Below are 23249 nucleotides of genomic sequence, written 5' to 3'. Positions count from 1 at the left end.
CATGATCGCCATGACCTCCCCCTCCCTCGACGAGGCCATCGCCCGCGTCGAAGAGCAACTCGGCCTCGTCTTCAACCGTGCCCGCACGGTCTGGAAGGAGGCGGCGCAGCAGATCCACCCCGAGCTGAACCCGGCCGGGTACAAGCTGCTCTCGACGATCGTGCGACTGGGCTCGTCGAACGCGCATCAGCTCGCGGAGCTCTTCGACATGGACAAGAGCGTCGTGAGCCGCCAGGTGCGCATCCTCGAGGAGGACGGGCTGGTCGTGAGCCGCCCCGACGAGCGAGACGGCCGGGTGCGGGTGCTCGAGCCCACCCCGTTCGCGGTCGAGCGGGTCGCGGCCCTGCGGGTGAAGAACCAGGCACGGCTGCACGAAGCGCTCAGCGAGCGCTCCGTGTCCGAGCTCGAGACCTTCGCCGAGATGCTGAAGGTGCTGTCGGAGGCCTGAACCTCCGGGCGGACCTCCCCCCGCCGCCCGGACCGCGCCGGACGGACTCCCCCGCCGTTCCGGCCGCGACGAAGGAGCGTATCGAGACCCGCCGGGGTCCCGATACGCTCCTTCTGCGTCTCCGTCGCGCTCAGCCCGCGTGCAGCGACGCCTGCAGGGCCTCCATGCCGCCGACGAGCGGCAGGTGCACGGTCGACTTCGACGGGTCGAGCGTGAGCGTCGTGCCCGGCGCCGGGCGCACCGTGTACTCCTGGTCGCTCGAGAGCACGACGACGCCGATCTGCGAGCCCGCCGAGAACACGTAGTCCTTCGGCTGCAGGTCGAACGCGAAGTCGTACGCCACCCCGGGAGCGACGGGCGTCGTCACCGCGTCGGAGTCGCGGTTCTCGACGTCCATCCAGCCCCGCGTGATGATCTTCGGGGCTCCCGTCAGCGGGTACTCGACGAGGAGGGCGGTGAGGTTCGCCTTCGGCCGGTCGACCGCGATCCGCAGCGAGACCGTCGGCGTGCCCGAGAGCCGCAGCGGCTCGCCGAGCGCCGCCGTGCGGTACGCGAGCCGGTTCGGCGACGATGCGGCGGCGGCCAGGTCGGCGGCGCGGATGCCCGCGTCGTCGACGAGGTCCTCGGTCGCCTTCGATCCGTTGCGCGACGCGGCGAGCGCGCCGACGCCGTCGGCCTCGACGGCGGGCGCGAGCTTGAGCTTCACGTCCTCCGTCGCCGGGTCGGGCCACTCGGGGTACTCGGTGAGGGTGCGGTCCTCGCGCACGACGTACGCCTTCGGCAACTGCTCGACGCCGTTCTCGACGTCGTACAGGTACCGCGTGAACCAGCGGTTGAGCAGCGTGTCGTTCGGGTTGCCGCCGTGGCCGCCCTGGTGCAGGTAGATCTGGTGCGGCACGCCGTTCGCCTTGAGCTCCTCGTAGAGCGCGGAGGCGTTCTTCGTCATGACGTTCCAGTCGTTGAGCCCGTGCGCGACGAGGGTCGCCGCGCTGATGCGGTCGGCGTTCGCGAGGTAGTTCCGCTCCTCCCAGAACGCGCTGCGGTCGCCGGTCGCGCGGTCCTGGTTCGCCCGCAGCTCGTCGATGACCGGCTGGCAGATCTCCTGGTCGAACCGGGTGTACACGTAGTCGGCGAGCACGTCGAGGTCCTCGCCCTGGTATCCGCCCGGTGCGCGGACCGCGCCGTTCGCGCGGTAGTAGTCGTACCAGTCGGAGATCGCCGAGACGGGCACGATCGCGTCGAGTCCCTCGACGCCCGTCGACGCGACGCCGATCGGCAGCGTGCCGTTGTACGACGTTCCGATCATGCCGACGCTGCCGGTCGTCCAGTCGGCCGCGACCTCGGTTGCGCGGTCGGGCTTCGTGTACGCCTTCGCGCGGCCGTTCAGCCAGTCGACGACGGCCTTGCCGGCGAGCGACTCGTTCACCCCGCCCGAGGTGGGGCAGCCCTCCGACCAGCCGCTGCCGAAGCCCTCGGCGTGCACGACGGCGAAGCCGCGGGGCACCCACGTGTTCTCGAGCGAGCGAGAGATGGTCGGGCTCGTGCGGTTCGTCGGCTGGTACGCGGGCCACGGGTCCTTCGTCGAGGGCGGATCTCCGATCTCGTGGTCGACCGACCAGTTCGTCACCTGCGAGCCGCCTGCGTAGTACGGGCTCAGCTCCATGATGACCGGCACGTCGAGGCCGTCGGTCTCGGTCTCGGGCACTCGGCTGACGTCGATGTGCACGAGGTCGGGCCGCCCGTCGCGGTCGGAGTCGACCTCGCTCTCGACCCAGGCCTCCTCGTTGACCCACTCGGCCGAGTTCTTCGTGAAGACGGCTTGCGAGAGTCCGTCGACGAAGGTCGGATCAGTCGGGTCGGGGCTCGCGTACGCGGGCGAGGCGGCCGCGAGGCCGGCGCCGGCGATCACGGCGGTGAGCAGGGCTGCGGTGCGGATGGTGCGTCGTCGTGCGGTGGTGGGTACCGCTGAAGACATGCGGATGCTCCTTCGGTCATGCCGGGGCCACGGCCTCCACCCGCGTCTCTGCGCGGTGCCACGACCCCGTGGCTCCTCCACACGCTAGGGGTGCGGGCGCGCGACACGCCAGAGATGGTCGGATGTCTGTCCGGCGGCCGCACCCGTCGCCTCCGGTCCTCGTGTCGCGACGGGCACGTGCGCACGACACCCGTCGCACGGCGCCCGCACGCCGTGTTCCGGTGAGGACTGCCGGTCGTTCGATCGGGCTACGACGCGGGCGTCGCCCCGGCGAGCGGCAGATCGACCGTGAAGACCGTGCGGCCGGGCTTCGACTCGACCGACACCGTGCCGTGCTGCGCCTCGACCACCGCGCGCACGATCGCGAGCCCGAGGCCGGTCGACCCGGCGCGGCGCGAGCGCGAGGCATCCCCTCGTGCGAAGCGCTCGAACAGGCGGTCGCGCAGCCCCTCGTCGATGCCTGGGCCGTCGTCGGCGATCTGGAGCCTCGCGCGCCCGTCGACCTCGGTGAGGGTCGCCGACACGGCGGTGCCGGCGGGCGTGTGCACGCGCGCGTTCGCGAGCAGGTTGGCCAGCACCTGGCGCAGTCGTGCGTCGTCGCCCGAGACCTCGACGGGCGACTCCCCCGCGTCGACCGACCAGTCGTGATCGGGTCCTGCGGCCTGGGCGTCGCCGACGGCGTCGACGACGATCGCCCGCAGGTCGACGGTCGAGTGCACGAGTTCGCGCCCCTCGTCGAGCCGGGCGAGCAGCAGCAGGTCCTCGACGAGCTCGGTCATGCGCACCGACTCCGACTCGATGCGCGAGAGCGCATGCATCACGTCCTCGGGCAGCTGGCCGCCGTGCAGCCGCGTGAGCTCGGCGTACCCGCGGATCGATGCGAGCGGCGTGCGCAGCTCGTGCGAGGCGTCGGCGACGAAGCGGCGCACCTTCTGCTCGCTCTGCTCGCGCGCCGTCAGGGCGGATGCCACGTGCCCCAGCATGCGGTTGAAGGCGGCGCCGAGCCGGCCGACCTCGGTGCGCTCGTCGCCGACGTCGACCCGCTCGGCGAGCGCGACGTCGCCGCGGTCGAGCGGCAGCTCCGACACTCGCTGGGCGGTCTCGGTGACGCGCGCGAGCGGGCTGAGGGCACGGGTGACGATGAGCGAGCCGAGCGCGAGCGCGGCGGCGAGCCCCGCGAGCGCGACGATCGTGATCGTGATCGCGAGCTGCGAGGTCGCGGCGCCGACCTCGGCGAGGGGCAGTGCGAGGACGATAGAGACGCCGTCCCACTCGGCCTCCTCGACGGCGAGCGCACGGTAGTCGCCGTACTCGCCGACCTTGATCGAATGGGGCTGCCCGTCGGCCGGCACCGCCGCGAGGGCGTTCGCCACGTGGTCGGGAAGGTCGAGCACGCGACCGCCCTCGGTGATGTAACCGGCCCGTGCCTCGCCCTCGCGCGGCACGAGGGCGGCGAGCGTGCCGGCCTCCTGGCCGGGAACGTTCAGCACGAGTCCCGGTGCGGCGTCGGGGTCGCCGGGGAACCCGGGCGGCTGCCCGGCGATGGCGACGTTCGCGCGCGAGATCGCCGAGTCGAGGTTCGCGTCGAGCCGGGCGACCGACGAGCTGTGGAACACCGCGACGCTCACGACGCCGACGACGGCGCTCACCGCGACGAGCAGCGATGCGACGATGACGAGGAGCCGGCGACGCAGGGTCCAGGGGCGGCGGTGCGCGGCATCCGCGTCGTTCGTCGCCGTGTCGTCGCCCTGGCCGGCCGACCCGCCGGCGCCGTGGTCGCGGGCGGTGGCCTCCCGGCGAGCCGCCGCCGCGTATCCGGGATCGCCGGGGCGCGTCATCCCGCCGCCTTCAGCATGTAGCCGGCGCCGCGAACCGTGTGGATCATGGGTGCCCGGCCCGCGTCGATCTTCTTGCGCAGGTACGAGATGTAGAGCTCGACCACCGTCTCCTTGCCGCCGAAGTCGTACGACCACACGCGATCGAGGATCTGCGCCTTCGAGAGCACGCGGCGGGGATTGCGCATGAGGTAGCGCAGCAGCTCGAACTCGGTCGCGGTGAGCTCGATCGGCTCTCCCGCGCGGGCGACCTCGTAGGAGTCCTCGTCGAGGGTGAGGTCGCCGACGGTCAGCACCGGGTCCTTCGCCTGCGCGAGGGTGAGCGTCGAGCGGCGGATGAGCCCGCGCAGCCGGGCGACGACCTCTTCGAGGCTGAACGGCTTCGTGACGTAGTCGTCGCCGCCCGCGGTGAGCCCGGCGATGCGGTCGTCGAGCGAGTCCTTCGCGGTGAGGAACAGCACGGGGGTCTCGGTGCCGTCGGCGCGCACCCGCTGCAGCACCTCGAGCCCGTCGATGTCGGGCAGCATGATGTCGAGCACGATCGCATCGGGACGGAACTCGCGCGCGATCCGCACGGCGCTCTGGCCGTCGGCGGCGGTGCGCACGTCCCAGCCCTCGTACTTGAGCGCCATCCTGAGCAGCTCGGTGAGCGAGTGCTCGTCGTCGACGACGAGAACCCGCACCATCGACCCGTCGCCCTTGGCGATCGCGGGGGCACGGTGCGGGGCGGCGGGCGTCGAGCTCATGGTTCCAGTATCCGCACCGAGCTATGCGATTCCTATGGCTCGCCTGTGCGATTCCGGATGCCTCGGCCCCGGCCGATGCATGGCCGACGCATAGCGGCGCCAAAGCGACGCCACAGCGCGCGCTCCTAGCGTCGGTCCCGACCCCATCGACGAGAGGACCCCCATGTTCTTCACCTACCTCCGGCGCGAGCTCGCGGGCCGCCGCAGGCAGACCGCGATCATCGCGATCGGCATGGCGCTCGCCATCGCCCTCGTCATGATCGTGAATGCCGTCTCGACGGGCGTGCGCGATGCGCAGGCCCAGGTGCTGCAGTCGGTCTACGGCGTCGGCACCGACCTCACGGTGACGGCGACCCCCGCCGCACCGGGCGAGGGGGACGGGCCGCAGCGCTTCGAGTTCGGCGCCGACGACGGCGAGACCGCCGACGGCTCGACCTCGATCAGCCAGTCGCGCCTCACCTCGGGCCCGGGCTCGCAGACATTCGACGCGTCGTCGCTCGACACCGTGCAGGGCCTCGGCGGCGTCTCGGCGGCCGCGGCGACGCTCGCGCTCGAGAACGTCACGTTCTCGGGCGAGCTGCCCGACTTCTCGGCGCAGCAGGACGGCACCGACCGGGTGGCACCGGGCGACGGCACCGGCGAGCAGCCCCCGCAGGGCGGGTTCGACGGCGCCGGCGGCAGCGCCTTCGACGTCGACCGGGTCAGCGTGCTCGGCGTCGATCCGGCCGGCGCCGCGGTCGGCCCGCTGTCGTCGGTCGAACTGGCCGACGGCCGCGGCCTCGAGTCGGGCGACACCGGTCAGGCCGTCGTCGTGCTCGACGCGACCTACGCGACGAGCGCCGAACTCGCGGTCGGCGACACGATCGACCTCGGGGGCACGGACTTCGAGGTGGTCGGCACGGTCGCCTCGACGTCGGCCGACGCGACGACCGCGTCGAACGCGTACATCCCGCTCGACCTCGCCCAGTCGATCTCGGGCCAGGACGGCATGATCAGCGACCTCTACGTGCAGGCGGACTCGTCGGATCGGATCGACGCCGTGCAGGCCGAGATCGAGGAGGCGCTGCCCGACGCCACGGTGTCGACGCAGGCCGACCTCGCCTCGCAGGTCTCGGGATCGCTGTCGACCGCGTCGAGCCTCATCTCGAACCTCGGCCTGTGGGTCTCGCTCGCCGTGCTGGTCGCCGCGTTCCTCATCGCGATCCTCTTCACGATCCAGGGGGTCACCCGGCGCACCCGCGAGTTCGGCACGCTCAAGGCGATCGGCTGGCGAAACGGCCGGATCGTCGGGCAGGTCGCGGGCGAGTCGCTCGTGCAGGGCCTCATCGGCGGGGCAGCGGGCCTCGTCATCGGCCTCGCCGGCATCTGGATCGTGAACCTCATGGGGCTCACGCTCGGCGGCAGCGCCGGCGGCATCACGGCCGGAGGCCCGGGCGGTGCGGCGATGCAGGGGGCGGATGCCTCGGGCGCGATGCCCGGCGGCATGGCCGGCGGCCCGTTCGGCGCCGCCGCGGCGACCCAGACGACCACCGAGGTCGTGCTGAACGCGCCGGTGACGGTGGGCGTCATCGCGATCGCGATCGGCCTCGCCGTGCTCGGGGGCCTCGCCGCCGGCGCGATCGGCGGCTGGCGGGCCTCGCGCCTGCGCCCGGCGGAAGCGCTGCGGAGCGTCGCATGACCGCCGTCGAGACCGGGGCCGTGCACGCCGCCGGCGCCGAGGCATCCACCGAAACCGGGCCGGCGACGCCCGCCCGACCGAAGGGAACCCACATGTACGTGCTCGAGAACGTCACGAAGCAGTACCCCGGCAAGCGCACGGTCACCGCGCTGCAGGACGTCAGCCTCGAGATCGCGGCCGGCCAGATGGTCGCGATCCAGGGGCCGACGGGCGGCGGCAAGTCCACGCTGCTGCAGATGCTCGGCGCGCTCGACCGGCCGACCTCCGGCCGGGTGCGGCTCGGCGAGTCCGACATCTCGCACCTGCCCGACGCGAAGCTCGCCCGGGTTCGCGCGAAGGAGGTGGGCTTCGTCTTCCAGGGGTTCAACCTCATTCCGACGCTCACGGCGCAGGAGAACGTCGAGACCGCCCTCGAGCCGCTCGGCGTGCCGGGGCCGGAGCGGCGCCGGCGCGCCGCCGAGGCGCTCGCCGCCGTGGGGCTCGCCGACCGCGCGACGCACGTGCCCGGTGAGCTCTCGGGCGGGCAGCAGCAGCGGGTCGCGATCGCCCGCGCCCTGGTGAAGGAGCCCGACGTGCTGCTCGCCGACGAGCCGACGGGCGCGCTCGACGAGGAGACCCGCGACGAGATCCTGGGCCTGCTCGAGGGGCTGTGGCGCGACCGCGGGCTCACGCTCGTCATCGTCACGCACGACTCGGCCGTCGCGCGGCGGGCCGAGCGGCGCCTGCACATCAAGCACGGCACGGTCACCGAGCGCTGATGCGACGTCCGTCGAAGCGCGGATGCCTCGCCGGGAGCACTCCCGGCGAGGCATCCGCGCACTCGTCCGTTCGGATGGAACGCGGAGGAAGACCGCCTACGGTCGAATCGATGTCGCAGCCACCGCACCCCCGCGCCCTCCCCCGCCGAGCCGTGCTGATCGGCGGCGGCGTCGCCGCCGTCGCGGCCACCGGCGGCGCCCTCGCCTGGCTCTTCGGGCAGTCGCCCGCCCCCTCGGCCGTGTCGGCCGACTCGATCGACGCCGCGACCGCCCGGCCGACGCCGGGCGCCGACGCGAGGGCCGACTCGACGGTCGCCGCGGCCGCGGTGAGCCCCGCGGTCGCGGCCCAGCTCGCCTACCTGCGCGCCCACTGGCAGGACACGTCGAGCGAGGAGTTCGGCTACATCGACGAGAACGACTGCGTGAACTTCGCGAGCCAGGGGCTGCTCGCCCGCGGCTGGACCGAGGACGACGAGTGGTGGTACTCGGCCGACGGCGACCCGTGGGCCTCGAGCGACGCCTGGATCAGCTCGACCGTGCTGCGCGACTACCTCGAGCTGCACCCCGAGCGGGCGACCGCCCTCGACGACACGCAACGTTCCCTCGTGAAGCCCGGCGACCTCGTGCAGTTCGACTGGGACGGCACCGGCGACCGCGATCACACGGGCACCGTGACGGCCGTCGTCGTCGGCGCCGACGGCGCGGTCTCGATCGAGTACGCCGGCCACACCGACGCCACCTGGGACCGCACGGTCGACGAGGCGATCACCGAGATCCATCCCGGCGGCGTCGCGTACTACTGGAGCATCCCCGAGTAACGCCCGACGATGCGCGTGCCCTCCGGCCGACCGTCGACGCACGACGTAGCGTGGAACCGATGAGCCAGCCGACCCCGCGACCCTCTCCCGGCGTGTACCTGCGCCGGCGCCTCGTCGTGGGCGGCGCGCTGCTCGTCGCCGTCGGGCTCGTCGTGTGGCTCGTGGTGGCGATCGTGACCGCGGCGGTCGCCGCCGCCACGCCGCCCGGCCCGACCGGGCCGGGAACGCAGGGCGGCCACGGCAGCCGTCCGAACGCGGCGGCGCTCGAGCTCGACCCCGAGCTGCCGGCCCCCGTGCTGCGCCAGCTCGAGTACGTGCGCGAGCACTGGGACGGCGCGAACGAGCAGTACGGCGTGCTCGGCGACGACGACTGCGTGAACTTCGCCTCGCAGTCGCTCGTCGAGCGCGGCTGGCAGCCCGACGCCGAGTGGTGGTACTCGGCGGACGGCGACCCGTACGCGTCGAGCGACGCGTGGCGATCGTCGACCGTGTTCCGCGACTACCTCGCGGCGCACCCCGAGCGGGCGACGCCGCTCTCCGACGCGCAGCGAGCGAAGGTGAAGCCCGGCGACATCGTGCAGTTCGACTGGGACGCCTCGGGCGATCGCGACCACACCGCCATCGTCACGGCCGTCATCGAGGACGAGGACGGCGACGTGCACGTCTACTACGCGGGGCACACCGACGCGACGTGGGATCGGTCGGTCGACGACCACCCGAAGCACCCCGAGACGAAGGTGTACTTCTGGAGCGTGACGGGCTGACGCCCGCCGGCGGTCGCGACCGCCGGTCAGGCCGGTTCGAAGTCGAACTCCTGGAAGTCGGCGACCTCGGGCACCCAGCGCTCCTCCACGAAGCCGACGTGAGCGGGATGGCGGTTGTAGGCGTCATACGCCGCGGCATCCGCGAACACCATGCGGAACTGGTGGGTGAACGGGCTCCCGGGGCTGACCTGACGCATGACCGCGAAGCCCGTCACCCCGGGGATCGCCGTCAGCGTGTCGCGGCCGGCGCGCAGGAACGCCGACTCCTCGTCGGAGCCGGCCTCGTGCACGAGGCGGAAGACGACGGTGTGCTCGATCGGCATGCGAGCCCCTACTGGTTCGAGAACGCCGCGTCGAACGAGGCGGTCGGGCGCGGGAAGAGCTTCGAGCGGATGAACCCGACCGCCTCGGCGGCACCGTGCAGCCGGTCCATGCCGGCGTCCTCCCACTCGACCGAGATCGGGCCCGTGTAGCCGATCGCGTCGAGCGCGCGGAACGCGTCCTCCCACGGCACGTCGCCGTGCCCCGTCGAGACGAAGTCCCAGCCGCGCCGCGGGTCGCCCCACGGCAGGTGCGAGCCGAGGATTCCCGGCCGGCCGGTCGCGGGCCGCATCCTCGTGTCCTTGCAGTCGACGTGGTAGATCCGGTCCTGGAAGTCCCAGATGAAGCCGACGGGGTCGATGCCCTGCCACATCATGTGCGAGGGGTCCCAGTTGAAGCCGAACGCGGCGCGGCGGTCGATCGCCTCGAGCGTGCGCACGCTCGTCCAGTAATCGTAGGCGATCTCGGAGGGGTGGACCTCGTGGGCGAAGCGCACGCCCTCGGCGTCGAACACGTCGAGGATGGGGTTCCAGCGGTTCGCGAAGTCCTCGTAGCCGGCGTCGATGACGCTCGCCGGCACGGGCGGGAACATGGCCACGTACGGCCAGATCGCCGAGCCCGTGAACCCGACGACGGTGTCGACGCCGAGCGCGCGGGCGACCCGCGCCGCCCGCTTCATGTCGTCGGCGGCACGCTGCCGCACCCCCTCGGGGTCGCCGTCGCCCCACGTGTACGGGCGCACGATCGCCTCGTGGCGGAAGTCGATCGGATCGTCGCAGACGGCCTGGCCCGTCAGGTGGTTCGAGATCGCGTGGACCTCGAGCCCGTGCCGCTTCAGGATCTCCTGCCGCTCGGCGAGGTAACCGGGCTCCTCCTCCGCCAGTTTCAGGTCGAGGTGGTCGCCCGAGCAGGCGATCTCGAGCCCGTCGTAGCCCCAATCGGCGGCGAGGCGCGCCACCTCGGCGAACGGCAGGTCGGCCCACTGGCCGGTGAACAGCGTGACGGGATGGGTTGCGGCGGTCATGCGGGGTACCTTTCGTCGTTCAGGGCGGTCAGGTAGCGGATGCTTCGTGCCGCCAGCTCGTCCTGCGAGGGCGCGAGCGGCCGCCAGACCGAGGCGGCCACCGCGATCGTGGCGTTCTCGCCCGTGAAGCTCTCGAGCCCGAGCGCCCCGGCGTACCCGACCTCGTCGAGTGCGTCGAGGAACGCCGGCCAGTCGAGGTGGTCGTCGCCGACGGCGCCGCGGTCGTTGCCGCAGACCTGCACGTAGGCGAGGTTCGGGCCGGCCGCACGGATCGCGTCGCCGATCGACTTCTCCTCGATGTTGAGGTGGTAGCTGTCGAGCGCGAGCCCGAGGCCGGGGCCGAGCAGCGGCCCGAGCGCCTCGAGCGCCTGCTCGACCGTGTTCACGAGGCTCGTCTCGTACCGGTTGAGCGGTTCGATCGCGAGCCGGATGCCACGAGCCTCGGCCTGTCGCACGAGCGGCGCGAGCGCCGTGCGGAGCTCGCGGTACCGGGCCTCGCGCTCCTCGGCGTCCATGCGCCAGGCGCGGCCGGTGGCCGCGGTGAAGGGGCCGGCCACGACCGGGGAGCCGAGGCGCTCGGCGACGCCGAGGCAGTGCACGAGGTAGTTCTGGGTCGCCACGATCTCGGAGCCGGGCGCGGCGACGAGGTTGCGGCCGGGGCCCATCGCCCCGATCACGATCGGGGCGAGGCGGTGCTCGCGCAGGATCTCCGCCGCGGCATCCGCCGACCAGTCGCCGGGGTTCTCGACCGGCAGCTCGATCGCCCCGAAGCCGAGCGCCGCCGCCTTCGCGGCGAGCGCGGGCAGGTTCTCGTCGGTGAGGGGCGAAGCCCACACCCAGGTGTTCACGCCGATGGTGCGGCGCATGCTGCCTCCTTGCAGAACTCCGTCGGTCGAGTAGGGAGCGAAGCGAGCGTATCGAGACCCGCCGCCGGTCGACGAGCGCAGCGTATCGAGACCACGATCGTGCGTGTGGTCCCGATACGCGCTCCGCGCTCCTCGACCGACGGATCAGGGTTTACGGGATGATCCGGTCCTCCCAGACCTGCGGGTAGCCGGGCAGGTCCTCGCCGCCGAACTTGGCGTAGTGGCCGTCGGGCATGTTCTCGTTGAGCGCGAGGTACTCGTCGACCTCCTCCGCGGTGATCGGCGACTGCGGCAGCACCCACTCCTGGGGCACCTCCTCGCCGGCGAAGATCTTCTGCGCGGCGAGCAGCGGCGTGCGCCACTGGAAGTTCGAGTACACCGGCGCGAGGCCCGTGAGCCCGGTCTCCTTCCACTTGCGGAGGAAGCTCATCTCGTCCTCGCCCGTCATCACCGGGTAGTCGGCGCCGGCATCCTCGAACGCCTCGATGGCGGCGACGGCGCCGTCGCCGGCGTCCATCCAGATGCCCTGGACGTCGCCCTTGGCGAGCTCGTCGGAGATGATCTTCTTGATCTCGGCGGGGTCGGCGCCCGTGAAGTAGTCGACGGCCTCGATGCCGGCCTCGTCGAACAGCTTCTCGGCCGCGGCCCAGCGCTGCTCGAGCACGTCGACGCCCGGCAGGATGCGGAGTGCCACGACCTTGTCGCCCTCGTCGAGCTCGTCGATGAGGAACTCGGCCGTGTCGATGCCCCACGCGAATCCGCCGATGGGGTGGATGAACGTGACGGGGCAGTCGGTCTGCACGCCGCGGTCGAACACGACGACGGGCTTGCCCGTGTCGCAGGCGCGCTCGACGGCCGGGGTCATCGCCGCCGTCGAGTTCGGCGAGATGAGGAAGATGTCGCAGTTGCCCTCGTTGATGAAGTAGTCGATGTCGGCGATCTGCGTGTCGTCGGAGTCCTGCGCGTCGCGGGTCTCCATCTCGCTGATCACACCGGCGTCCTGCAGCACCTTCAGCTGCTGGTTCATCGTGATCCAGCCGGTCTGGCGCCACGGGTTCGAGATCGAGGCGTTGGCGAAGCACGCCTTCTTCGCCCCCTCGCTCGCGAACTCCGAGGTGTCGACCATCTCGGCGTTGATGTACTGCAGCCACGGCTGCCCTTCGGGGCCCTCGGGCACGACGTCGCGTTCGGCGTCCTGCTTGTCGAAGAGCTCCTGGTCGAACCACTCGACCGCTTCCTCCGTGGCGCCGGCGTCTTCCGTCGGCGCGGCCACGTTGGGGTCGGTGGTACAGCCGGCCATCGTCAGCAGCGCGAGGGCGCCGACCATTGCGGATGCCACCGCATACTTGCGTCGCATCACGAACCTCCCTTGGTTTCGTTGTCAGCCCTCGACGTCGAGGGAATGGATGCAGGGCGAGCGGATGCCTCGGCATCGCGCTCCTCCGCCGGTGCCGGCGAAGTCTGGGTCGCCGTGTCCGGCGAGGTCTGGGTGGCGGTCCCGGGCGAGCCGCCCGATGCCGCGTCGGATGCCTCGGCCGAGGCATCCGGAATCGTCGTCGATGCCGCGGGTGCCGGGTCGATGCCCTTGCCGCGGCGTCGTGCGCGGAAGGTGGTCGCCGAGTAGGCGACCGCGATGATGATGATCGCGCCCTGCACCGCGTCGCGGTAGGTCGAGGGCACGCCGGCGAAGTTGAGCAGGGTGAACAGGGCCTCGAGCGCGAACGCGCCCGCCGCCGCCGCGACGACCCAGCCGCGCCCGCCGCCGAGCACCACGCCGCCGAGCACGACCGCGGTGATCGCGATGAACTCGTAGCCGCGACCGACCGACGGGTGGACACCGGCGTAGCCCACGAGCAGCACGCCCGCGATCGTCGCGGAGAGCGAGGAGATCATGAAGGTCGACGTCTTCACCCACCAGCTGCGGGCGCCCGCGAACCGCGCGGTCGTCGGGTTGTCGCCGAGCGCGATGATCGTGCGGCCGAACGGGCGCTTCGAGAACCAGATCGCGACGGCGAGCACGACGGCGAGCACGAGGACCGACCACGGCAGGATGTCGATGACGGGGATGCCGCGGATGCCGCCGCGCCCGATCTCGCGGAACCCGTCGGCGGGGTTGCCGGTCGCGGCGCCGCCCGTCCAGTAGAGGGTGCCGCCGAGCAGCGCGAGCATCATGCCGAGGGTGACGATGAAGCTCGGCACCTTGAGGAACGAGACGATGAGTCCGTTGACCAGCCCGATGAGGGCGCCGAACGCGAGCATGAGCGCGAGCACGGGCAGCGACTTCGCCTCGTCCTGGCCGATGAGGTTGCCGGCGATCACGACCTGGGCCGTGACGACCGATCCCATCGACAGGTCGAACTCGCCGCCGACGATGACGAAGTACTGGCCGATCGCGACGATCGCGATGGGCGCCACGCGCTGGATGAAGCGGATGAACTGGCTCGGTTCGGCGAACGACGGGTTCAGGACGGTGATCGCGACCAGCAGCACGATGAGCAGCAGGAACACGGCGCCGCGCGGGCTCACGAGGGTGCGGCCGAGGTCGGCCAGGCGGCTGCCCAGGTCGCGGCGGTCGGTGCTGACGGCGGTCATGCGCGGGCCTCCTCTCGTGCGTCGTTCCCGTCGGCGTCGCCTCCGGCGCCGTCGGGGCCGGTCGGCGGTGCCGAGGCGTTCGCGAACCTCGGCCTGCGCCGGTCGACCGACCGGCTCGTGTAGACCGCGACGGCCGCGACGATGACGACGCCGCGCACGACGTCCTTCAGGAAGGGGTTCACCTGCATGACGCTCATCACGTTGTCGACGACGGCGAAGATCGCGACGCCGCCGATCGTGCCCCAGATCGAGCCGCGGCCGCCCATGAGCAAGGTGCCGCCGAGCACGACTGCGGCGATCGAGAGCAGGTCGTAGCCGCCCTGGGTGCCGACGACCGGACTGCCGACGCCGAGCCGGCTCGCGAGCAGCAGCCCGGCGAGCGCCGCCGTGATCGAGCACAGCATGTGCGCGACGATGAGCGGTCGTGCGGTGCGGATGCCCGACAGGCGCGCGACCTGCTCGTTGCCGCCGACCGCGAACATGTGGTTGCCGGTGCGCGTGCGGGCGAGGAAGAACGCCCCGGCGAGCGCGACGAGCAGCATGAGCAGCGTCGAGACGGGGATCGGTCCGATGCCCGTGGCGCCGATGAGCTGGAACTCCCACGGCACCTGGCCGCTCGTGCCCTTGTAGTTCGTGTCGAGGTAGCCCTTGATGATGAGGCCGGTGCCGAGCGTCGCGATGAAGCCGTTGACCTTGAGCTTCGTGACGATGAGCCCGTTCGCGAGCCCGATGACCGCGGCGACGACGATCACGGCGACGACGGCCATCGGGATGTTCGCGGGGTTGCCGGCCATGAGGTCGGCCGCGATGAGGCTCGACAGGCTCACGACGTAGGGCACCGACAGGTCGAGGGACGCGCACAGGATGACGAGGGTCTGGCCGATGGCGACGAAGCCGAGCACGCTCATTCCGGTGAGGATGTCGCGGATGTTGCCGGCGCTGAAGAAGTTGCGGCCGACGGAGGCGACGAGGACGGCGCCGATCGCGATGACCGCGACCAGCGCGATGCCGACGATGAGGCTCGAGTCGAGCCGGCGACGGCGCGGTGTCGCGCGCCGGGCGGTGGGGGTCGTCGCGCTCATCGCAGCTCCTCCCCGCCGACGCGCAGGGTTCCCGTCGCGGCGCCGAGGATCGTCGCCTCGTCGCTGCGAGCCGGCAGTTCGGCCGAGGCCCGGCCGTCGTGCATGACGATGATGCGATCGGACATGCCGATCACCTCGGGCAGTTCGGACGAGATCATCAGGATGGCGACCCCTTCTTTCGCGAGTCGGCGCATGAGCGTGTAGACGGCGACCTTCGCGCCGACGTCGATGCCGCGGGTCGGTTCGTCGAGGAGCACGACGCGGGGCTTGGTCGCGAGCCATTTCGCGAGGACGACCTTCTGCTGGTTGCCGCCCGAGAGGAACTGCACCTCCTGGTCGAGGCCGCGCGACGACAGCTCGAGCGAGGAGAGCACGCCCGGCAGCTCTCGCCGCGTCTCGCGGGTGCGCCGTGAGAACACCGAGCGGATCACGAGGAGCGCGTTGTCGGCGATCGACTGGTTGAGCGCGAGGCCCTGGGCCTTGCGGTCCTCGGTGATGAGGGCGACGCCCCGCCTCACCGCCTGCCGGGCCGAGGAGATCTGCACCGGCCGGCCGTCGAGGCGCAGCTCGCCGCGCGTGAACGGCGCGATGCCGAACACGGCCTCGACGAGTTCGGTGCGACCCGAGCCCTGCAGGCCCGCGACACCGACGATCTCACCGGCGCGCAGCTCGAGGTCGACCCCGTCGACGTAGGCGTTGCCGGCGGCGCGGAGCTCGAGCCTGGGCTCGCCCCTCACGGTGCCCGGCTCGGGGTCGGGGAAGTACGCGGAGATCGGCCGGCCGACCATCCGCCGCACGAGCTCGTCGGTGTCGAGCTCGGACGCGGGCCCGCTCGAGACGAGCGCACCGTCTTTCAGCACCGTGATCGTGTCGCAGAGGTCGAAGATCTCCTTCAGCCGGTGCGAGACGTAGATGATCGCGACGCCGCGCGCCTGCAGGCGCCGGACGATCGCGTAGAGCAGTTCGACCTCGTGATCGGCGAGCGCGGCGGTCGGCTCGTCCATCTGGATGACCCGGGCGTCGACCGAGAGCGCCTTGACGATCTCGACGATCTGCTGCTCGGCGACGGTCAGGGTGCGGACCGGCGCGTCGGCGTCGATCGAGTCGATGCCGAGCTCGGCGAGCAGCGCCCGCGTCTCGGCGAGCATCGCCTTGCGGTCGACGAGGCCGCGCCGCTTCGGCTCGCGACCGAGGAAGACGTTCTGCGCGACCGTGCGCTCGGGCAGCAGGTTGAACTCCTGGAAGACCGTCGCGAGGCCGGCCCGCGCGGCCTGCACGGGGTGGCTGAACGCGACCTCCTCGCCGCCGAGCCGCACACTGCCCGCGTCGCGCTCGTAGACGCCCGCGAGGATCTTCATGAAGGTCGACTTGCCGGCGCCGTTCTCGCCGACCAGGCCGTGGACCTCGCCGGCGCGCAGGGTCAGCCCCACGCCGCGCAGCACGGTCACGCCGAAGAACGACTTCTCGAGCCCCTCGGCGACGAGCACCGGCTCGCCGGCCGCTGCGACTGCGCCGGGCGACGACGATGCGGGGGTCGCGGCGCTCATGCGGGCACCTCCGTCCAGTCGCGGCGTTCGGCCGAGGCGAGCACGGCCTCGGTGACCTGTGCGGCGCGCAGCCCGTCGGCGAAGACCGGGAGCCCGTCGGGCCGCGCGCCGTCGATCGCCGCGTAGGCGTCGGCGACGAAGGCGTTGAACGCGTCCTGGTAGCCCATCGGGTGCCCGGCGGGCACGAGCGAGAGCCGGGCCGCGTCGGCGTCGAGCCGCGCCGGATCGCGCTCGATGATGCTCGAGGCCGCGGTGCGGCCCACCCAGAGGGTGTCGGGGCGCTCCTGCTCGAACCGGATGCTCGCCTCGGTGCCCGCGAGCTCGATCGAGAGGGCGTTCTTGCGACCCGGAGCGACCTGCGAGACGAGCAGCGTGCCGAGTGCGCCGGAGGCGAACTCGACGACGAGCGCCACGAGGTCTTCGGTCTCGACGGCGACGTGGTCGGCGCGCTCGGCGTACGCGGTGCTGGTCGAGGCGGTGAGCCTCGCGATGCGCTCGCCCGCGACGAACTCGACGAGGTCGACGAGGTGGGAGCCGATGTCGGCGAACGCCCGCGACGGCCCTCCGAGCGCGGGGTCGACGCGCCAGTCGTCGTCACCCGGCGTCGAGAGCCAGTCCTGCAGGTAGGCCCCGTGCACGCTGAGCAGCCGGCCGGTCTCCCCGGCGGCGACCCGGGCCCGCGCCTCGCGGACCATCGGGTGGAAGCGGTAGACGAACGGCACCGCGGCGACGAGGCCGCGCTCGTCGGCGAGCCGCACGAGTTCGACGGCGTCGGCCGCGGTCGTCGCGAGCGGCTTCTCGCAGACGACGTGCTTGCCGGCCTCGAGCGCGGCCCTCGCGAAGCGGGCGTGCGTCGTGTTCGGCGTGCAGATGTGCACCACGTCGATGTCGGGGTCGGCGAGCAGGGCTTCGAACGAGTCGTAGGCGGCACCGAGACCGAGGCGCTCGGCCGCCGCGGCGGCACGACCCGAGGTCGACGAGGCGGCGCCGACGAGCTCGGCTCGGGCGGCGCGGGCGGCACGCGAGTGCACCGCGGCCATGAAGCCGCCACCGATGAAGCCGGCACGTCGTGTGCGGGTCGGGGCGATGACGTCCGTTGTCATGGGGACATCGTGACACACTCATGGCAACTTTTGCTAGCACTCCGTCAAAAGTTGTTCTCCGGACAACAGGTAGTGGCTGTGCCATACGTCGAAGACCTTGTGCTTTACTCAGTTGCATGGTGGACATCAGCCGAGGATCCGCGCTCGGCACATCGGGTGCCAGTGAGCTGTTCCAGCTCCTGCGCGACGGCGTGCCGCGCACGCGCGCGTCGCTCGCGCAATCGACCGGGCTCGCCCGTTCGACGATCGCGGCGCGGGTCGACGAGCTCATGCGGCTCGGACTCGTCACACCGGTCGCCGACGCCGCCTCGACCGGGGGGCGCCCGCCGTCGCAGTTCGCGCTCAACCCCGCCGCGCGCATCGTGCTCGCGGCCGACCTCGGCGCGTCGCACGCGACGCTCGCCGTCACCGACCTCTCCGGCACGGTGCTCGTCGAGCGCTCCGAGCCGAAGGACATCGCCCTCGGCCCCGAGGCCGTGCTCGGCTGGATGGTCGAGCAGGGACTCGCACTCATCGAGGGGCTCGGCCGCGACCGCCGCGAGCTCGTCGCCATCGGCATCGGCGTTCCCGGCCCGGTCGAGCACTCGACGGGGCGGCCGGTGAACCCGCCGATCATGCCCGGCTGGGACCGCTTCGACGTGCCCGGCTGGGTGCAGCAGCACCTCGAGGTGCCGGTGCTGGTCGACAACGACGTGAACATCATGGCCCTCGGCGAGCAGGCGCTCGCCTGGCCGCAGATCGAGCACCTCATGTTCGTGAAGGTCGCGACCGGCATCGGCTCGGGCATCATCTCGGGCGGGCGGCTGCAGCGCGGCGCGCAGGGCATCGCGGGCGACATCGGCCACGTGCGGGTGGCGCGCGGCAGCGACGTGCCCTGCCACTGCGGCAACCGCGGATGCCTCGAGGCGCTCGCCTCGGGGCCGGCGATCGCCCGCGCGCTGCGCGAGCAGGGCGTCGACGCGGCGACCGGCGGCGATGTCGTCGAGCTCGTGAAGCGCGGCGACATCGACGCCATCCAGGCGGTGCGCCAGGCCGGTCGCGACATCGGCGAGGTGCTGACCGCGTGCGTCAGCCTCGTGAATCCCTCGGTCATCGCCATCGGCGGCTCGATGGCGCGAGCCGGCGAGCACCTCATCGCCGGCGTGCGCGAGGTCGTCTACACGCGCTCGATGCCGCTCGCGACCGAGCACCTCGCGATCGTGCAGTCGGCCGCGGCCGAGAACGCGGCCGTGCTCGGCGCGAGCATGCTCGCGATCCACCACGTGCTCTCGCCCGAGGGCATCGACGCGCTCGCCGCGCGCTGACCGCGAGGCATCCCCGGCGGTACCGGTGTCCCTGAGGTGCGGCAGCCGGGGGCGCGCCTGCCACGACGCGCCCCCGACCGCGACACCGTCAGAACCGCAGCTCGCGGAGGTAGTCGTACCCGACCTCCGCGGTCTGCAGCGGGGTGACGTCGGGAGTGTCGTTCTCGACGATGTACTCCTCGACGGCGTGCGCCCGGAAGATCCGCGCGAAGTCGATCGTGCCGGTGCCGAGGTCGGCCATGTCGCCTCCCACGTGACGGTCCTTGACGTGGAACTGCCGCACCCGCTGCGGCGCCGCGTCGATCACGTCGATCGCGAACTGCTCGGGGTCGGCGGCGCCGTCACCGCTCTGGATGCCGCCGGTGACGGCCCAGTAGAGGTCGACCTCGAGGTGCACGAGGGCGGGGTCGAGCCGCTCGGTGAGCACCTGCCACGGGGTGAGCCCGCCGCCCAGGTCGGTCGTGAACTCGTGCGCGTGGTTGTGGTAGCCGTAGGCGATGCCGTACGAGGCCGCGGCCTGCGCCTCGGCGTTCATCGTGTCGGCGAGCTGCTGCCACTCGGCGAGCGCACCCGAGGCGAAGTACGGCACGTTGAGATAGCGCTGGCCGAGCGTCGCCGCGTTCTCGAGCTTCTGCTCGAGGGCGGCCGCGTCGGACGAGGGGCCGTCGTGCGACGACGACGCCCAGACGCCGATCTCGTCGTAGAACGCGCGCAGTTCGGCGGCGGTGCGGCCGAAGTAGCCGAGCGCCTGCTCGACGCGCGGGTAGCCCATGTCCGCGATCGCGCCCAGCGTCGTGTCGTAGTCGCCGGGACCCCATGGTGCTCCGAGCGCCTCGCGCACCGTCCACAGCTGGATGCTGATCTTGCCGGGCGGCACCCGCTTCCACGGCTTCGTCGCGACGTCCGCCGCGGCGGGGATCGCCCCGGCGGAGAACGTCGCGGCCGCGGCCGTCGCGCCCAGTGCTCCGAGGAGGAGGCCGCGTCGGCTCACCCCGCGCCCGGCGAGCGATTCGCGCAGCGCCCCTCGTCCGTCACGTCCGTAACACATGCTGGTTCCTTCCGTCTCGTCGTCGAGAGTCCGTGCGGAACACTGTCGCCTACTTTTGTCGTCGCGTCAATCGAAAGTTGTTTGTGATGGTCACAGAAGTCGCAACCACGTCACCTGAACGGTGCGGCGCCGGTCATACGGCGGCCGTGCGGGCGGGGCGACCGCCCGCACCCGTCAGACGAGTGCGATCGTCGCGCACAGCAGCAGGATCGACAGGCCGAGCAGCACCGCACGGAGCACGATGATCGACTCCCATCGCGACTGCAGCGCGCGAGCGTCGGCCGGCACGTCGCCGGCCAGGGCCGCCGCGGTGAGCACCTTGTTGATCGGCGCCGAGATGCGGGCGAAGAGTCCGAGCCAGGCGAGCAGCAGGGCGAGCGCGATCGCCGAGAGCGTCGTGGTGACGGCCGTTCCCCAGCCGACCGCGAGCGCGACCGTGATCGCCGCCAGCACCGTGCCGAGGATGCCGACGACCGGCAGACGCCGATCGCCGTAGTAGTGGCCCCGGCCGACCACCTGCACCATGGTGCGGTCGTCGACCTCGGCATAGACGGGACGCAGCACGACCGCCACGACCACGTCGGTGCCGAAGATCACGGCGAGGTTCAGCACTGCAAGGGCCGCGGCTGCGGCGATGACGATCGACATCTCGACTCCTTCGATTGGTGTTAGCGCTGCTAACTGTTACCGCTGCTAACATAGCGACATGGCACGCACCCCGCAAGAGGCGGAACGCTTCCGCGAACGCGAACGCCTCATCCTCGACACCACGCGTCGGATCGCCGAGGACGAGGGCTGGGCCGCAGTCACGGTGCGCCGGCTCGCCGACGAGATCGGGTTCAGCCAGCCGATCCTCTACCGTCACTTCCCCGGGGGGCGCGACGAGATCATCGAGCGACTCGTCGTCACCGGCTATACCGAACTCGCCACCCGGATGGCGTCGCCCGACGACGACCTGCGCCACCTGATCACGGCGTACCTCGACTACGCACGCACGAATCCCGCCCTCTACGAGGCGATGGCGTCAGCACGCACGAGCTTCGCCTTCGCCTCCGGCGAGACGCCCGAGGTCCTCGTCTCGGGCTTCGCCGTCGTCGAACGCGCCGCGGGCGGACGCGACGCGCACGATCGAACGGTCAGGGCCGAACTGCTCTGGAGCCTGCTGCACGGGGTCAGCGGGCTCTCGGCCGGCGGGCGACTCGACGACGCGCTCGGCGCCGACCGCGAACGGCTCATCGCGACGCTCTTCGCGACGCCAGTCGACGGGTGACGCCTACCGTGCGAGCCAGGCGAGGAGCGCGCCGAGCGCGAGCACGTTGACGACGACGCCGACCCAGAACACGCGGCGGAAGCTGCGCTTGCGCGTCTTGTGCCGCAGCCGCTGCTGCGCGACGATCGCACCGGGCCAGCCGCCGACGATGTCGAGGAGGTGCAGCGTGCGTTCGGGCACCCGCTGCGAGCCGCGCCTCGCGGCGAGCTTGTCGAGCCCGTAGGCCGCGAACGCGACGAGCGACACCGCGCCGTACCACGCTGCGATCCACCACGGCGCGACCCCGGCCACCACCGTCGCGGCGACGAGCAGTGCGAAGGCCGCGAGGACGCCCCAGCTCAGCGCGGCGGGCAGCGGGCGCGACAGGTCCCTCCCGGCGGGCGACGTCGGCGCGGTGGCGGGGCGACCGTTCGGACGGGATGCCGCGGGGCGGGCGCCGCGCGCGGCGGTCGTCGAATCACGGGCCATGCCGTCGATCGTACGATGCGCGGGTCTCGAGACGCTCGCTCGACAACCCGCTCGACGACCGCACGCCGCGCCGCATCCGACGGTGGCGGCGGGTACGCTCGGAACGTGCCAGAACCGTTCGCCCTCTTCGACCTCGAGGGCGACACGTGGGCTCCTCCGCCCGAACCCCGGCCGAGGCATCCGCACGAGACCCGCGTCGTCGCCGACTCGAGCGACCGCGTCGCCTGGCTGCGCGCCCGGTCGCAGGGCATCACGGCGACCGACGCGGCGAAGCTCGCGACGCGCGAGTCGGTGCGCACCGCCGCCCAAGAGAAGCTGCACGGGTCGCGGCACAGCTTCGGCGGCAGTCGCTACACCGACCACGGCCGCGCCCGTGAGCCCGTCATCGCCGAGTGGGCGAAGCAGACGCACGGCCTCGAAGGCTCGACGCTGCTGTTCCACGCCGAGACCGAGCGGCGGCACCTCGCGACGCCCGACGGGCTGCGTGTGGCGCCGAACGGCGCACTCGAGCTGTGCGAGATCAAGACGACATCGAAGCCCTGGCGCGGCATCCCGCGCGGGTACCTCAGACAGGTCTGGTGGCAGCAGTACGTGCTCGGCGCCGAGCGCACCCTCGTCGTGTGGGAGGAGCACGCCGACTTCGTGCCCGTCGACGACGAGCCGAAGTGCCGCTGGGTCGACCGCGACGACGACCAGATCGCGATCCTCGTCGGGCTCGCGAACGAGCTGCTGGCCGCGATCCGGCCGAATCCGCGCGCCGCCGACCCGCGCGCGTTCTACCGTCCGGGCGCCCTCGCGTGACCACGCTCCTGCTGCACGGGCTCGGCGCCGACCGCCGCCAGCCGCTCGAGCTGTTCGCCCCGGCGGTGCGCGCCGCCGCCGGCGACGACGAGCTCGTCATCGCCCCCGACGTCCGCGCCCACGGCGGCTACCTCACCGTCGGCGAGCCGGCCGACTTCGCGATCGACCGACTGGCTGCCGAGATCGCGGCGACGACGCGGGCGCAGGTCGAGAAGACGACCGGGCGACCGGTCGACGACGACGGGCCGCTGACGGTCATCGGGCTCTCGATGGGCGCCGCGATCGCGATGCGGCTTCTGCTCGGCGGCATGCTGCCCATCGACCGGGCCGTGTTCGTGCGCCCGGCCTTCGACGACCGCTCGCTGCCCGACAACCTGCGGGCGTTCCCCGTGATCGGACAGCTCCTCATCGACGCCGGCCCGGCGGGCGCCCAGGAGTTCCGCGAGCGGGAGCTCTACCAGCGGGTCGCCGACGAGTCGCCCGCCGCGGCGAAGGGGCTGCTCTCGCAGTTCACCTCCCCCGACGCGGCGCGGCGGGCCATGCGCCTCGTCGAGATCCCCCGCAACCGGGCGTTCGCGAACGACGCCGAGCTCGCCGCCCTCGGCGGACGCGGCGTCAGCACCTTCGTCATCGCGGCGCCCCGCGACCCGGTGCACCCCGTGCCCACCGCCGAGCACTGGGCCGGAGCGCTCGGCGCACCGCTGGCGATGCTCACCGAGCGCGACGCCGGCCAGGCCCGGCAGAACGCGGTGCTCGCCGAGCACCTCGCGCGGTGGCTCGAACGCGCGCCCCGCACCTGAC

The 23249-nt window shown here is 72.2% G+C and carries 23 protein-coding genes; 9 read left to right on the top strand and 14 right to left on the bottom strand.

Going from position 1 to position 23249, the window contains the following annotated elements; genetic code table 11:
* Positions 1-10 precede the first annotated feature (10 nt).
* Positions 11-448 (top strand): MarR family winged helix-turn-helix transcriptional regulator, encoded by a 438-nt coding sequence (locus tag ACFWGP_RS11200; protein WP_231432069.1) that lies wholly within the window; start codon positions 11-13, stop codon positions 446-448.
* Positions 449-578: 130 nt separating this feature from the next.
* On the opposite strand, the gene ACFWGP_RS11195 is transcribed toward ACFWGP_RS11200, so the two are convergent.
* From ACFWGP_RS11195 to ACFWGP_RS11185, 3 genes are all read right to left on the bottom strand, one after another.
* Positions 579-2423 (bottom strand): Xaa-Pro dipeptidyl-peptidase, encoded by a 1845-nt coding sequence (locus ACFWGP_RS11195; protein ID WP_275506278.1) that lies wholly within the window; start codon positions 2421-2423, stop codon positions 579-581.
* Positions 2424-2671: 248 nt separating this feature from the next.
* A complete protein-coding gene (locus ACFWGP_RS11190; protein ID WP_231432071.1) occupies positions 2672-4261 on the bottom strand; it encodes a cell wall metabolism sensor histidine kinase WalK in 1590 nt (529 codons plus the stop codon).
* Positions 4258-5004, bottom strand: a complete 747-nt coding sequence (locus tag ACFWGP_RS11185) for a response regulator transcription factor (protein ID WP_231432072.1) — start codon at positions 5002-5004, stop codon at positions 4258-4260. The genes ACFWGP_RS11190 and ACFWGP_RS11185 overlap by 4 nt, the downstream gene beginning before the upstream one ends.
* Before the next feature lie 163 nt (positions 5005-5167).
* On the opposite strand from ACFWGP_RS11185, the gene ACFWGP_RS11180 reads away from it, so the two are divergent.
* The 4 genes from ACFWGP_RS11180 (at position 5168) to ACFWGP_RS11165 (ending at position 9022) form a co-directional block, all read left to right on the top strand.
* On the top strand, positions 5168-6682 hold the full coding sequence (locus ACFWGP_RS11180; protein ID WP_231432073.1) for an ABC transporter permease: 1515 nt from the start codon (positions 5168-5170) through the stop codon (positions 6680-6682).
* Between the two features lie 92 nt (positions 6683-6774).
* On the top strand, positions 6775-7440 hold the full coding sequence (locus tag ACFWGP_RS11175; protein ID WP_376931052.1) for an ABC transporter ATP-binding protein: 666 nt from the start codon (positions 6775-6777) through the stop codon (positions 7438-7440).
* A gap of 110 nt (positions 7441-7550) precedes the next feature.
* Positions 7551-8258, top strand: a complete 708-nt coding sequence (locus tag ACFWGP_RS11170) for an amidase domain-containing protein (protein ID WP_376930933.1) — start codon at positions 7551-7553, stop codon at positions 8256-8258.
* Between the two features lie 59 nt (positions 8259-8317).
* Positions 8318-9022 carry an amidase domain-containing protein gene (locus ACFWGP_RS11165; RefSeq protein ID WP_376930932.1) on the top strand — a complete coding sequence of 235 codons (705 nt, stop codon included), beginning with the start codon at positions 8318-8320 and terminating at the stop codon, positions 9020-9022.
* 26 nt (positions 9023-9048) lie between these two features.
* Here ACFWGP_RS11165 and ACFWGP_RS11160 read toward each other — a convergent pair whose 3' ends face one another.
* The 8 genes from ACFWGP_RS11160 to ACFWGP_RS11125 all read right to left on the bottom strand — a co-directional run bounded on the left by ACFWGP_RS11160 (position 9049) and on the right by ACFWGP_RS11125 (position 17557).
* Complete coding sequence (locus tag ACFWGP_RS11160; RefSeq protein WP_231432076.1) at positions 9049-9345, bottom strand: Dabb family protein; 297 nt, start codon at positions 9343-9345, stop codon at positions 9049-9051.
* 8 nt (positions 9346-9353) lie between these two features.
* The gene (locus ACFWGP_RS11155; RefSeq protein WP_231432077.1) at positions 9354-10367 is read right to left on the bottom strand and encodes a sugar phosphate isomerase/epimerase; all 1014 of its coding nucleotides are present in this window, start codon (positions 10365-10367) and stop codon (positions 9354-9356) included.
* The gene (locus ACFWGP_RS11150; RefSeq protein WP_376930931.1) at positions 10364-11233 is read right to left on the bottom strand and encodes a sugar phosphate isomerase/epimerase family protein; all 870 of its coding nucleotides are present in this window, start codon (positions 11231-11233) and stop codon (positions 10364-10366) included. Before ACFWGP_RS11150 ends, ACFWGP_RS11155 begins: the two co-directional genes overlap by 4 nt.
* A gap of 151 nt (positions 11234-11384) precedes the next feature.
* Positions 11385-12590: a substrate-binding domain-containing protein gene (locus ACFWGP_RS11145; RefSeq protein ID WP_275506275.1), complete on the bottom strand. Its 1206-nt coding sequence runs from the start codon at positions 12588-12590 to the stop codon at positions 11385-11387.
* Positions 12590-13825, bottom strand: a complete 1236-nt coding sequence (locus ACFWGP_RS11140) for an ABC transporter permease (RefSeq protein WP_231432080.1) — start codon at positions 13823-13825, stop codon at positions 12590-12592. The genes ACFWGP_RS11145 and ACFWGP_RS11140 overlap by 1 nt, the downstream gene beginning before the upstream one ends.
* Positions 13822-14907 carry an ABC transporter permease gene (locus tag ACFWGP_RS11135; protein WP_376930930.1) on the bottom strand — a complete coding sequence of 362 codons (1086 nt, stop codon included), beginning with the start codon at positions 14905-14907 and terminating at the stop codon, positions 13822-13824. The genes ACFWGP_RS11140 and ACFWGP_RS11135 overlap by 4 nt, the downstream gene beginning before the upstream one ends.
* The gene (locus ACFWGP_RS11130) at positions 14904-16454 is read right to left on the bottom strand and encodes a sugar ABC transporter ATP-binding protein (RefSeq protein ID WP_231432082.1); all 1551 of its coding nucleotides are present in this window, start codon (positions 16452-16454) and stop codon (positions 14904-14906) included. Before ACFWGP_RS11130 ends, ACFWGP_RS11135 begins: the two co-directional genes overlap by 4 nt.
* Complete coding sequence (locus tag ACFWGP_RS11125; RefSeq protein ID WP_376930929.1) at positions 16451-17557, bottom strand: Gfo/Idh/MocA family protein; 1107 nt, start codon at positions 17555-17557, stop codon at positions 16451-16453. The genes ACFWGP_RS11130 and ACFWGP_RS11125 overlap by 4 nt, the downstream gene beginning before the upstream one ends.
* A gap of 116 nt (positions 17558-17673) precedes the next feature.
* Between ACFWGP_RS11125 and ACFWGP_RS11120 the strand changes: the two genes are divergently transcribed.
* A complete protein-coding gene (locus ACFWGP_RS11120) occupies positions 17674-18861 on the top strand; it encodes an ROK family protein (protein ID WP_376930928.1) in 1188 nt (395 codons plus the stop codon).
* Between the two features lie 88 nt (positions 18862-18949).
* Here the strand turns inward: ACFWGP_RS11120 and ACFWGP_RS11115 are convergent, their stop codons facing one another.
* Together ACFWGP_RS11115 and ACFWGP_RS11110 are read right to left on the bottom strand one after the other, a co-directional pair.
* Positions 18950-19909: a sugar phosphate isomerase/epimerase family protein gene (locus tag ACFWGP_RS11115; protein WP_376930927.1), complete on the bottom strand. Its 960-nt coding sequence runs from the start codon at positions 19907-19909 to the stop codon at positions 18950-18952.
* A 174-nt stretch (positions 19910-20083) separates the two neighbouring features.
* Entirely contained in the window at positions 20084-20557 is a 474-nt protein-coding gene (locus ACFWGP_RS11110) for a DUF1772 domain-containing protein (RefSeq protein WP_376930926.1), read from the bottom strand.
* 58 nt (positions 20558-20615) lie between these two features.
* On the opposite strand from ACFWGP_RS11110, the gene ACFWGP_RS11105 reads away from it, so the two are divergent.
* Entirely contained in the window at positions 20616-21179 is a 564-nt protein-coding gene (locus tag ACFWGP_RS11105) for a TetR/AcrR family transcriptional regulator (protein WP_376930925.1), read from the top strand.
* Between the two features lie 3 nt (positions 21180-21182).
* Here ACFWGP_RS11105 and ACFWGP_RS11100 read toward each other — a convergent pair whose 3' ends face one another.
* Positions 21183-21647: a DUF1294 domain-containing protein gene (locus ACFWGP_RS11100; RefSeq protein ID WP_376930924.1), complete on the bottom strand. Its 465-nt coding sequence runs from the start codon at positions 21645-21647 to the stop codon at positions 21183-21185.
* 105 nt (positions 21648-21752) lie between these two features.
* Here ACFWGP_RS11100 and ACFWGP_RS11095 point away from each other — a divergent pair, with 105 nt between their 5' ends.
* Together ACFWGP_RS11095 and ACFWGP_RS11090 are read left to right on the top strand one after the other, a co-directional pair.
* Positions 21753-22448, top strand: coding sequence for a YqaJ viral recombinase family protein (locus ACFWGP_RS11095; protein ID WP_376930923.1), 696 nt, complete (start codon positions 21753-21755; stop codon positions 22446-22448).
* The gene (locus ACFWGP_RS11090) at positions 22445-23248 is read left to right on the top strand and encodes an alpha/beta fold hydrolase (protein WP_231432089.1); all 804 of its coding nucleotides are present in this window, start codon (positions 22445-22447) and stop codon (positions 23246-23248) included. Before ACFWGP_RS11095 ends, ACFWGP_RS11090 begins: the two co-directional genes overlap by 4 nt.
* Position 23249: the final 1 nt, after the last annotated feature.

It is taken from the genome of Agromyces sp. NPDC127015 (genome assembly GCF_042725165.1).
Classification (GTDB): Bacteria; Actinomycetota; Actinomycetes; order Actinomycetales; family Microbacteriaceae; genus Agromyces; species Agromyces chromiiresistens.
Note: the sequence above shows the minus strand (reverse complement) of the source record. Positions and strands in the feature narration are given on the sequence as shown.

Coding starts and splice junctions, on each gene's coding strand:
- ACFWGP_RS11200 (WP_231432069.1), top strand. CDS start 11: ATGACCTCCCCCTCCCTCGACGAGGCCATCGCCCGCGTCGAAGAGCAA.
- ACFWGP_RS11195 (WP_275506278.1), bottom strand. CDS start 2,423: ATGTCTTCAGCGGTACCCACCACCGCACGACGACGCACCATCCGCACC.
- ACFWGP_RS11190 (WP_231432071.1), bottom strand. CDS start 4,261: ATGACGCGCCCCGGCGATCCCGGATACGCGGCGGCGGCTCGCCGGGAG.
- ACFWGP_RS11185 (WP_231432072.1), bottom strand. CDS start 5,004: ATGAGCTCGACGCCCGCCGCCCCGCACCGTGCCCCCGCGATCGCCAAG.
- ACFWGP_RS11180 (WP_231432073.1), top strand. CDS start 5,168: ATGTTCTTCACCTACCTCCGGCGCGAGCTCGCGGGCCGCCGCAGGCAG.
- ACFWGP_RS11175 (WP_376931052.1), top strand. CDS start 6,775: ATGTACGTGCTCGAGAACGTCACGAAGCAGTACCCCGGCAAGCGCACG.
- ACFWGP_RS11170 (WP_376930933.1), top strand. CDS start 7,551: ATGTCGCAGCCACCGCACCCCCGCGCCCTCCCCCGCCGAGCCGTGCTG.
- ACFWGP_RS11165 (WP_376930932.1), top strand. CDS start 8,318: ATGAGCCAGCCGACCCCGCGACCCTCTCCCGGCGTGTACCTGCGCCGG.
- ACFWGP_RS11160 (WP_231432076.1), bottom strand. CDS start 9,345: ATGCCGATCGAGCACACCGTCGTCTTCCGCCTCGTGCACGAGGCCGGC.
- ACFWGP_RS11155 (WP_231432077.1), bottom strand. CDS start 10,367: ATGACCGCCGCAACCCATCCCGTCACGCTGTTCACCGGCCAGTGGGCC.
- ACFWGP_RS11150 (WP_376930931.1), bottom strand. CDS start 11,233: ATGCGCCGCACCATCGGCGTGAACACCTGGGTGTGGGCTTCGCCCCTC.
- ACFWGP_RS11145 (WP_275506275.1), bottom strand. CDS start 12,590: ATGCGACGCAAGTATGCGGTGGCATCCGCAATGGTCGGCGCCCTCGCG.
- ACFWGP_RS11140 (WP_231432080.1), bottom strand. CDS start 13,825: ATGACCGCCGTCAGCACCGACCGCCGCGACCTGGGCAGCCGCCTGGCC.
- ACFWGP_RS11135 (WP_376930930.1), bottom strand. CDS start 14,907: ATGAGCGCGACGACCCCCACCGCCCGGCGCGCGACACCGCGCCGTCGC.
- ACFWGP_RS11130 (WP_231432082.1), bottom strand. CDS start 16,454: ATGAGCGCCGCGACCCCCGCATCGTCGTCGCCCGGCGCAGTCGCAGCG.
- ACFWGP_RS11125 (WP_376930929.1), bottom strand. CDS start 17,557: ATGACAACGGACGTCATCGCCCCGACCCGCACACGACGTGCCGGCTTC.
- ACFWGP_RS11120 (WP_376930928.1), top strand. CDS start 17,674: ATGGTGGACATCAGCCGAGGATCCGCGCTCGGCACATCGGGTGCCAGT.
- ACFWGP_RS11115 (WP_376930927.1), bottom strand. CDS start 19,909: ATGTGTTACGGACGTGACGGACGAGGGGCGCTGCGCGAATCGCTCGCC.
- ACFWGP_RS11110 (WP_376930926.1), bottom strand. CDS start 20,557: ATGTCGATCGTCATCGCCGCAGCCGCGGCCCTTGCAGTGCTGAACCTC.
- ACFWGP_RS11105 (WP_376930925.1), top strand. CDS start 20,616: ATGGCACGCACCCCGCAAGAGGCGGAACGCTTCCGCGAACGCGAACGC.
- ACFWGP_RS11100 (WP_376930924.1), bottom strand. CDS start 21,647: ATGGCCCGTGATTCGACGACCGCCGCGCGCGGCGCCCGCCCCGCGGCA.